This is a genomic window from Pyrococcus sp. (genome assembly GCF_030153625.1).
Taxonomy (GTDB): Archaea; Methanobacteriota_B; Thermococci; order Thermococcales; family Thermococcaceae; genus Pyrococcus; species Pyrococcus furiosus.
Map to the genome: position 1 here is coordinate 20,988 of NZ_JASKLM010000022.1, position 9,949 is coordinate 30,936.

General features: G+C 39.5%; 5 protein-coding genes and 2 pseudogenes. 2 read left to right on the plus strand and 5 right to left on the minus strand.

Going from position 1 to position 9,949, the window contains the following annotated elements:
- Positions 1–3: 3 nt before the first annotated feature.
- Positions 4–4,071 carry a bifunctional RecB family nuclease/DEAD/DEAH box helicase gene (locus tag PWP39_RS05190; protein WP_353851438.1) on the plus strand — a complete coding sequence of 1,356 codons (4,068 nt, stop codon included), beginning with the start codon at positions 4–6 and terminating at the stop codon, positions 4,069–4,071.
- Positions 4,055–4,607 (plus strand): annotated as a pseudogene (locus PWP39_RS05195) (RNA 2'-phosphotransferase). The gene PWP39_RS05190 and the pseudogene PWP39_RS05195 overlap by 17 nt, the downstream one beginning before the upstream one ends.
- Here PWP39_RS05195 and wtpC read toward each other — a convergent pair.
- From wtpC to PWP39_RS05220, 5 genes and pseudogenes are all read right to left on the minus strand, one after another.
- Positions 4,604–5,638: a tungstate ABC transporter ATP-binding protein WtpC gene (gene wtpC / locus PWP39_RS05200; RefSeq protein ID WP_288073002.1), complete on the minus strand. Its 1,035-nt coding sequence runs from the start codon at positions 5,636–5,638 to the stop codon at positions 4,604–4,606. The pseudogene PWP39_RS05195 and the gene wtpC sit on opposite strands and share 4 nt — an antisense overlap.
- Positions 5,631–6,380: a tungstate ABC transporter permease WtpB gene (gene wtpB, locus PWP39_RS05205; protein ID WP_288073003.1), complete on the minus strand. Its 750-nt coding sequence runs from the start codon at positions 6,378–6,380 to the stop codon at positions 5,631–5,633. Before wtpB ends, wtpC begins: the two co-directional genes overlap by 8 nt.
- Before the next feature lie 73 nt (positions 6,381–6,453).
- On the minus strand, positions 6,454–7,473 hold the full coding sequence (wtpA, locus tag PWP39_RS05210; RefSeq protein WP_288073005.1) for a tungstate ABC transporter substrate-binding protein WtpA: 1,020 nt from the start codon (positions 7,471–7,473) through the stop codon (positions 6,454–6,456).
- A 1,010-nt stretch (positions 7,474–8,483) separates the two neighbouring features.
- The gene (locus PWP39_RS05215; RefSeq protein WP_288073006.1) at positions 8,484–9,842 is read right to left on the minus strand and encodes an ATP-binding cassette domain-containing protein; all 1,359 of its coding nucleotides are present in this window, start codon (positions 9,840–9,842) and stop codon (positions 8,484–8,486) included.
- 16 nt (positions 9,843–9,858) lie between these two features.
- Positions 9,859–9,949, minus strand: a pseudogene (locus PWP39_RS05220) (IS6 family transposase); the annotation flags it as partial.

A 9,949-nucleotide genomic window follows, 5' to 3' on the forward strand; every position in this document is an offset into this window, starting at 1 on the left:
TAGGTGAGCACCTTGGAAATACATCCAAGTGAAATAGCCAGATATTTCGAGCTTGAAGAGTGCTCCCACTATTTTTCCAACCTACTTTTAAGAAAGAGAGGTGAATTACAGGAATTCGAGCCGATAATAAGGAGAAAAGAGATAGAAACCATAGAACTTGCAAAGTGGGGAGAAGAGTTCGAGCTGTCTCTCCTTCAAGAATTTAAAAAAGGTGAAGCATTAAGAAAACTTGGACTTGAAGAAGTGCCAAGATTCTATGGTTTTTTATCAGAAAATGATACTCGCGTGAGAAAGTTCTTTGAAAAGTATTTTAGAGAAGGAATAATAGAGGAAGAAGATCCAGTTAAGCTTTTGGATATTATAAACAGGGAAAAAAGTGTTGTTATCTATCAAGCCCCCTTAAAAGGCAAGATAGGAAAATTTGATGTCTCGGGAAGAGCCGACTTTATAATAAAGGTTGGGGAAACAATTTACCTACTCGAAGCTAAGTTTACCAAGGAGGAGAAGTTTTATCACAGGATTCAGGCCATAATTTACGCTCACCTTTTGAGTCAAATGATTAAAGGTTACAAAATTAAGCTGGCCGTCATAACAAAGGAGAACTTCCCCATTCCTTCCAACTTCCTAAAATTCCCAGAAGACGTGGAAGAGTTGAAGATAACCCTAGAAGAAAAGCTTGATAAAATATTGGGGGAACAAGAACTTTGGATAGATGCAAGGTGTACCACTTGCCCCTTTGAGGCTTTATGCCTATCCAAGGCACTTGAAGAAAAAACTCTAGGATTGCTAAGCCTTCCTCCTGGGATAATTAGAATATTCAAAGAAGAGGGAATAAAAGACCTAAAAGACGTGGCGGAGCTATTTGACTTCAAAGAAAATTCTCCCATAAACTTTGAAGAGCCCTTAATAAAAGATCCAAAGAAAGTTCAAGAGATAGGAAAAAGGACAGGAGTGAACTTACTAAAGCTCTCAAGGATAGCTCAAGCAGTACTTAAGTATCTAGAGGAGGGAGAGATAACACCTTTGTTCATTCCCAGGACAGGGTATAATCTGCCAATGGATGAAAAAATAGGTGACGTTGAGCCCTATTACTATCGCCCAGGGAGCTTAGTGAAAGTGTTTTTCTATGTCCAGACAAGCCCCATAACAGACACAATAATCGGAATTTCAGCCCTTGTAAAGAATAGGGAAAGTGGAGAGCGAATAATTGTTAAGTTCGTCGATGAGCCCCCCATAGAAGTTTCAGATGCCCAGGAAAAGGAGAGAGAGCTTCTAATGGGGTTCTTTAGAGATGTTATTGATGCCATAAGGTCACTATCCCCAAGGGATAAAGTCTACCTCCACCTGTACTTTTACAATAGAAAACAGAGAGATGACCTTATGGATGCTGTAAAGAGACACAAAGAAATTAGAGAAAACAATGCAATCAGGACTTTGCTAAGCTTGAGAAAGGCCATAGACTGGGAGAGCTTTTCAATAATAAAGGATGAAATAATAAAGAGACATGCTTTACCACTTTCTCCTGGCCTAGGGTTTGTTACAGTTGCTACCCAGTTTGGATACAGATGGAGGAACAATGAGACTTTTAAGCGAATGTTTGAGATTGTAGCGAGAAGAGAGCAGGGCAAAATAAATCTCAAAACTCTCTTTAACATTTCTGAGACAGGAATTGGGGCAGAATATTATCCAATTATTGATAGGGACAATGAAGGAATACCCTTCACGCTTTTCTGGAACGCGTTGATCAAACTAGCTACCGAGGAGAACACTTTAAGAATTGAAAGGGATATAAGGGGCATACTCTCCCAGATGGTTGAGGCCCTTAAAACAATTGAAGAGAGAATTCCCGAACAATATAAAGATGCCTTCGTGAAAAAAGAAGGGATACCCAAAGAAGAACTCGAAAACTTGGATATAAAGAAGGAAGAACTAGCAGATATCCTTCTTGAATACCTACAATTAGAGTTTGATGCAAGAGTTAAAGAACGGTTCGAGTATTATAGGCTTCCCTTATCAATAAGAGCATACTCAGAAGAATCAGCTCTAATTAAGATAGAAACCATTGAAAAGAAGAAAAATGACTGTTTATTATTTGGAAAAATTGTGCTAATTGACGAAAATGGGAAGATAAAAGATTATAACCCAAAAGAAGTTTTTATCGATATTGACGAGGGTTCTCTTGTAGTTGTAACACCAAAGAAATTCTTAGATGAACTAAGAAGAGATCCAGCCCAAAGGATAAGCAAATCGCCATTGGGGATAGTCGAAGCTATAAATCAAAAGACAGGAAAAGTTGTTATCAGGCTAATAGGGGTTTCTTCAGGTAGATTTACACTTAAGCACTATAATTTCAACTGCAGAAATGGACTATTAACAGTAACTTATCCAGAAGGAGATGTGAAAGTTACTCCTAAAGAAATAGTTATAGTTGATCCTAGCATTGATGAAATAGGGATGGAAAGGGCATATAGGGTGCTTCTAGAGATATCCCGGGGTGAATTCAAGCATGAAATTTATGAAAAGCTCAAAGCAATATACGAAGGGAACACGGAATCCAAGTACGAAGTTAACATCTGGAAAAAAGAGCACATAGAAGAATTTCTTTCCAAGGTTGATAGACTCAATGAGGAACAGAAAAAATTTATAATGGACATAAACAGCTTTCTAGTTACTCTCCAAGGCCCTCCTGGGACTGGAAAAACATCAGGAGCTATAGCCCCCGCAATTCTCGCAAGGACGTATTCAATGGTAAAGGACAAAAAGAACGGTCTCTTTCTAGTTACTGGAGTTTCACATAGGGCAGTTAATGAGGCCTTAATAAAGACCCTAAAGTTAATGAAAAACCTGGAAAATACGTTAAAAGAGCTTAAAAGGGTAGAACTAACTAGGGCAGTTTCTGGAGAAGAGGCAATTAAAATAGTTAAAGAGGAACTAAAGAGGGAAATAGGAGGGGATATTAACAGAATTAGATTTACGGCACAGGAGATTATACACTCCTCAAAGCAAAGCTCATTGGACAAGTATTTTGCTAATTCTGGAACCGTAAGGATAGTATTTGGAACGCCCCAAACTTTGGACAAGCTTATGAGGAATACAAAGGAAGTCGAGTTAGTTGTTATAGATGAAGCCAGTATGATGGATTTGCCAATGTTCTTCCTCTCAACGAAGGTTTGTAAAGGACAAGTTCTCTTGGTTGGCGATCATAGGCAGATGGAGCCAATTCAACTTCATGAATGGCAATTAGAGGATAGAAAAACATTTGAAGAACACTACCCCTTCCTTTCAGCCCTCAACTTCATTAGATTTCTCAGGGGAGAACTAGATGAAAGGGAGCTAAAGAAGTTTAAAAGAATTCTTGGAAGAGAACCTCCAGAATGGAAAAGGGACAAGAATGAAGTTCTTCCCCTCTATAGGTTAGTAAGAACTTATAGACTGCCCCAGGAAATAGCCGATCTACTGAGTGACGCAATATATAGAGCGGATGGCATAAGGTTAAGAAGTGAAAGGAAGAAGAGGAAAAAGATAATTGCTAAGCACAAAGATGAGTTTCTGTCAGTAGTTTTAGATGAAAGGTATCCTTTCGTTCTGATACTCCACGAAGAAGATAATTCTACAAAGGTTAACGAACTAGAAGCAAAGATAGTAGAGAGAATAATCAAGGGAGTTGAAGATATTGATACAGGAGTTGTAGTCCCATATAGGGCCCAAAAGAAGTTAATATCATCATTAATAGATAATGTCCAGGTAGACACAGTTGAGAGATTCCAAGGGGGAGAAAAATCCTTAATAGTTATTTCAATGACATCCAGTGATCCCGCATACTTGGGAAAGGTTTTTGACTTCCTCTTTAATCCAAACAGGCTCAACGTCGCCATAAGCAGGGCAAAAGAAAAGGCCATTCTCATTGCTTCTAAGAACCTCTTTACGTATTCAGTAAGGGACTTGGAGCTGTTTGAACTTTTAAGGCCCTGGAAGAAGATTTACATATGGGTAAAGAGAAAGGGAGAGCACTTCGAGTTTCCATTTGAGAAGCACAAGCTCCAGGTGTATAGAATTGGTGGGGAGAGATGAGAGATTCAAGGTCAGCAAGTTAATGGCCTACATTCTAAGACACTCCCCCTGGGAATTCGGATTAAAGCCAGATGAAGAGGGGTTCGTGAAGATAGAGGACCTTGTCAACACAGTTAAGAAGGTTTATCCTTGGGTTACTGAAGAGTTCATTAGAGAAATTGTTGAGAAAGACAGCAAAGGAAGGTACGAGATAAGAGGGGACAAAATTAGGGCAAGGTATGGTCATAGCTATCCAGTAGTGCTGAAATATGATGAGGACAGAGAGAGCAAAGTCCTTTACCACGGAACAATTAGAGAAAATCTAAAAGGAATTCTCAAAGAGGGATTAAAACCTATGAAAAGGCAGTACGTTCACCTTAGCTTAAGCTATGAAGATGCCTATTATACCGGAAAAAGGCACGGAAGAGATGTAGTAGTTCTGCTCATTGATGCTGAATGCCTAAGAAGAAAGGGATACAAGATTTTTAAAGGCAGGGAAAAGAGTAAGGATCGTAAAGTATGTCCCTACAGACTGTATTTCTGAGATTCTTGACTAGAAAACATGAATCGCAGAGGCTTTAAAGCTTGCAAAAACTTCCTTTCCTTCTTCTATCCCAAGTTCCACTAAAGAGGATCTGGTTATAAACGCCCTAAGGATTATACCACAAACGTTGAGGGTTAATTTGACAAGGGGACCAACATCTTCTATCATCTCAACCTTTGCCTTGAACACATTTCTAGCGGATGTCTTAATCATTTCAGTCGAAATTAATATATCTTCAGGCCTTATTCCTATCCTAACTCTCCCCTTAGCCTCAAGAGGAAGCTCTATTCTAAGCTTTCCTACGTAGAGAACCCTTCCATCAGCAATGCCCTCGATAATGTTTTCAAATCCCAAGAATTTTGCTACTTCTTCACTATTTGGCCTTGAAAACACTTCCTTAATTTCCCCCACCTGAGCAAACTTGCCATTCAGCATTATCCCAACTCTATCTCCAAGTGCCAGAGCTTCTTCAAATGAGTGTGTTACGTGAATAGCAGTAAAGCCTAGTTCTCTTCTCCATCTTTTCATTTCATTAAGTAGTTTACTCCTTATTTGAACGTCAAGATTTGCAAACGGCTCATCCAGAAGTAGTATCTCAGGCTCAATTATCAAAGCTCTCGCCACGGCAACCCTTTGCTGTTCTCCCCCACTCAACGTCCTTGGCTTTCTATGAAGAAGGTGCCTTATTCCCAAAACATCAGATATTTCCAAAACCCTCCTCTCTATCTCACTCCTGGGAACCTTTCTTACCTTAAGCCCAAAAGCAATATTGTCAAAAACACTCATGTTAGGGAAAAGAGCATAGTTCTGGGGAACGTAAGCTATTCCCCTTTTTTCTGGAGGGAGGAGAGTTATATCTCTTCCATCAAGTAGCACTTTTCCCTTATCTGGAGGAATTATACCAGCTATTATTTCAAGCAAAACTGTCTTTCCAGCCCCACTAGGGCCAAGAACTATAAAGTACTCCCCCTTCTTCACTGAGAAAGTTATGTTGCTTAAGTGAAACTCCTTCCATCTTTTCGAGATCTCTTGAACCTCAAGCATTTTTTCCCCTCCCCACCAGCCACCTTAAGAAGACAAATACCACGAGGCTTATCGTAACTAAAATGACTGCAATTGGTCTAGAGGTCCTAAGCCCATAATTGTTGAAGTACTCCATTATCAGAACTTGAGCCGTCTTTGGATAATAGGCAACTATTAAAATAGCACCAACTTCACTTATAGCCCTCGCCCAAGCCATGATAGCTCCGCTTGCTATGGAATGAATTGCATTTGGAAGTGTCACAGAGAAGAAAGTTCTTAGTCTAGAAGCACCTAGTGTTCTCGCTACGTATTCAAGCTTTTCATCAACACTCAAGAAGCCATCCCTGGCCGAGTTCACTATAAATGGAGATGACACGAACAACATCACCGCTACTATTCCCTTATAGCTGTCAAGGATTGCATCGGAAAATGTAACAAGGAGCATTATTCCAACAACAGAGTGGGGAATTACAATTGGAGTATCGATAAGAGCCTGAACAAAATTTTTACCCCTGAATTCTTTTCTCGCCAAGATATAACCCAAAGGCACGCCAAAGAGAATTCCCAGAAGAGTTGAAACAGTTGCTGTAAAGAGGGAATTTATAATTGACTCAATAACCAATGGATCAACTAAAGCCTTCCTTAAGGCTTCAGCATCATATGCTTGCTTTATGAAGATCATGAATAAGGGAAGGCCAATAAAGGCCACCAAGAAAGCCCCTAATCCTGCAAAGGCATAAGTTAAGTAGTCCCCCCTGTTCATCGGGAAAAATAAATATTGCTTATTTTATTAAATTTTGCCTCAAATGTTAAATGAAAATGTAAAACAAAAACATTCACTTCTCCGTTGAAACTAGAGGCTCCAATTCCTCGGGCACATTTCCAAATGCTATGGGGGGATCAAGGAAGTCCTGGTAGTTCTTTTCAAAAATTCTCTTCCCATTTTCGCTCAGGAGATACTTTAGAAATTCTATGGCCACTTCCCTATTAGGAGCATCTCTTAATACAGTCACTCCATAAACTATTGGCTTAGCTTCTATTGTCTTTCCAGTAGAACCCAAGGTTATTGAGACCTGGGCATAGAACTCCTCTTTGCTAAAATCTCCCAAGTTGATCTCACTGGGAAGGGTTATGTATGAAAGATTATGCTGTCTAGCAACGCTTTTATAAATGAATATGTAGTCAATGCTTCCACTTTCAACAAGACCAAGGAGGTCGGTTTCTTTTGGCCTAATCACGACCTTATTAGGATTAGCAATAATTTCCTTAGGAGCATAGATTTGCGTTCCATTTGAATAGATGTTTGTATTTTCCTCAATGAGCTCTTTGAATATACCCATCCCATAGTGTAAATCCGCCAGCTTTATTACCATAAGAGCACGGTAACCGCAGGGATCCTGGTTTGGATCACTGAATCCAAATCTGACATCTTCTCTAGCCAGAATTTCATACCATCTTTCCGGGTTGTCCTTAATTTCTTCTGCATACTTGCTTTTATCCGTGAAGGCTATTACAATTTCATTTGTTGCAAAGAGGACATAAAAATCCGTGTAGTTTGGTATTAATAGTTGAGGTATTAAAGTGTAATCCGCTACTCCAATTACATCAGCTTTCTTTCCGAGGTCTGTAACCTTCCTAACTGCCATAACGCTTCCACTAGCTTCATCTTGGAATGAAACTTTAATTTGAAGATTTCTTTCAGCATATTCAGAGAATTCTTTCTCAACTTCTTGGAAGGGAACACTTAGAGAACCTGCATGAAATATTATCAGTGTAACTTCTTTGCTTTCCCTCTCCAAGCATCCAGCACTCAATACAGCAAAAGCAACTATTAGAGCTAGAAGTCTTCTCTCCATTAAACCACCTACATTAGAAATTAATATATGTTTAAAAGTTTACCCTTAGGTTTTAAGCTAAACAAATTTGTTTTAATATTAGGCATTACCTTCAGAAAGGTATAGATTGCAAAGATAACCTGAGATAAGTTGCAAGATTACAGCCAGGACCTTTAGCTTAACATCCTTTTATTCCACTTGAAAAAATCCTCCTGACTTCAACTCCTCCAACCACATCTCCTGTTATCTTGACAGTCCAAAAAAGAGGCCCAAAATAAATGTCATATCATCAGAGATATGAGGCTCATGAGATAGCTCCCAATGAAAAGTCCTGCACCAAGAGCCGTAAGTAATACACCATAGCTGACTTCAGCTGAAGTCGCCCGATTTGATGAATAGGAAACTAAAAGTACGTTTATTATTCCCCACCTATCATAATCCCCCTGAGATCATAAGGAGCATGAGTACAGATTTTGATGTCCTAACAAACGCTAATCCTGCTTTATCTCCTTTAGAAAGTTGCCGTCTTGATTAAAATTTAACTCCTCAGTTACATCTATTTTTGTACGTAATAATTACAGCTGATTATACTCGCCAAAAGGAGCACGTATTCTCTCCCAATTGCGAGGATTATTATAGAGGCAGGTGTAGGGCCTAAGGTATCTATTAGGTCATCTGCTATAGTCAAATGAATTAACTGTTTTCGGCTGTTCAATTTTAACTATTGATAGGGACTATTGCGGAGCGAGCAGCTCCAAAAAAATAATGAGCAAGTATCAAGCAAAAATGTCACCAAATATAAATAAAGCAGAAGGTAGATAATAGAAGAGAACTTAAAAACAATGCTCTTCACTATTTTCTGGTGGAGCATTTACCATATTCCATATTTGATAACGTTCCATTGGAAACTTGACAGTATATTGTCCACGCTATTTGCTTAACACTGTTTTTCGGGATCCTTAAGGTTCCTACATTTCACTACTCCACTTTTTACCTCGATGAGCTTGCTAAACTTCTCCATGATTCTATTTTCAAGTTTCCTGTGCGATATATAAAAAAATAATTGTATTGGGGTACTCTGCCAACAGATTTTCCAGTATCTCCTCTTCCATTCTGAGTTGAATTCCCGAAAGGGCTTCATCAAGTATTAAAACATCTGGATTCTTAGCCAAGGCTCTGGCCAGAGAAATCCTCTGCCTCTGTCCGTAAGACACGTTTTTCCCTCCTGCTTCTATTACAAAATTGAGGGGAAGATCAAGCTTACATATCCTGACTATCTTCTCTAATATCTGCTTTGGAACATTTCTTCCAAGGGTTATATTCTCCAGCAGGGTTCCTTTGAATAGTGCCTCGTCTGGGCCAACAATCGAGATTCTGGAAAGAATTGAATCTTGGTTGTATCTGGTCACACTTTTTCCGTTAATTAATATATCTCCGCTGAAAATCCTGAGGAGACCCGCAAGAGAGAGGACAAGAGTTGACTTTCCACTTCCGGAATCGCCACTTACAATAACCTTATCCCCCTTTTTAAATGAAAGTTCCTCATCAATCGTTAAAATTGGAAAGGAATAGCCTATTTTTGTACCTCCAACCACTCTGATATGTATTATTCTTTCATCAAAAAGTGTACCCTTTTCCCTCTTCTCCGAAACTGAGAGCACACTTTTTACACGGCTGAGTGCAGGTGCGCCCTTAGAAAGAGCAGCGAAGTTGTTAGAGAGGTTTGAAACTGGCTCGTAAATTCCAGAGGAAAGCCTCATAAATGCTAATAAAGAGCCAACACTCAGAGCAACGAGGTTTCGCTGAACCATGAGGGCCCCAATGATTAAAATGACAACCGGCATGATTGATGATATAGCATCTGTAGAAAAGTAGTAGAAGCGCTCACGAAGTATAAGTCTCTTCATTGCTGTTATCCACTTTTCCACTTGGGTTAGGAAAGTCCTGTAGAAGTACTCCGGAATACCCAGCTTTTTTATGGTGGTTAGCCCTTCGACTTTCTCCCTAAGGTTTTCGAATGCTCTTTCAAAAGCTTCTCTTTCCGAAGCTGAGGCTTCAACCAGTGACGGGGAGATTCTTTTGTACACCAAGTAGTAGGGAATTAAAGATAACACCGCAATGAGTGTTAGCTGGTAGTTTATGTATAGCATGAAGGCTAAGATTCCCACGAGCCTGACAATGTTGATTACAATCGATGGGACAACACTACCTATCATCGCTCCGACTATTTGGCTGTCAGAGAGTATTTTCGACATATCTCTAGAAGCTTTTCCTTGAACGATATCAGTATAGTCCCTGTAAAGAAGAACCAAAAACAATCTGTCCCACAATTGTCCAATTGCCCGGTACTGGAGCAGGGATATAAGATACTCTGCATAAAAGTTTAGCATACTTACGGCGATACTGTTAGGATAACTGGGGCATCACCTCCTGAAGCCATTCAGTAACATCACCAGGCGGATCACCAAAACTAGAATGAATTCTGACAAAATTATAC

Bases quoted from the DNA above. Each gene is read 5' to 3' on its own strand.
- wtpC (WP_288073002.1), bottom strand. From the start codon at position 5,638: ATGCTTGAGGTTCAAGAGATCTCGAAAAGATGGAAGGAGTTTCACTTA.
- wtpB (WP_288073003.1), bottom strand. From the start codon at position 6,380: ATGAACAGGGGGGACTACTTAACTTATGCCTTTGCAGGATTAGGGGCT.
- wtpA (WP_288073005.1), bottom strand. From the start codon at position 7,473: ATGGAGAGAAGACTTCTAGCTCTAATAGTTGCTTTTGCTGTATTGAGT.
- PWP39_RS05215 (WP_288073006.1), bottom strand. From the start codon at position 9,842: ATGCTAAACTTTTATGCAGAGTATCTTATATCCCTGCTCCAGTACCGG.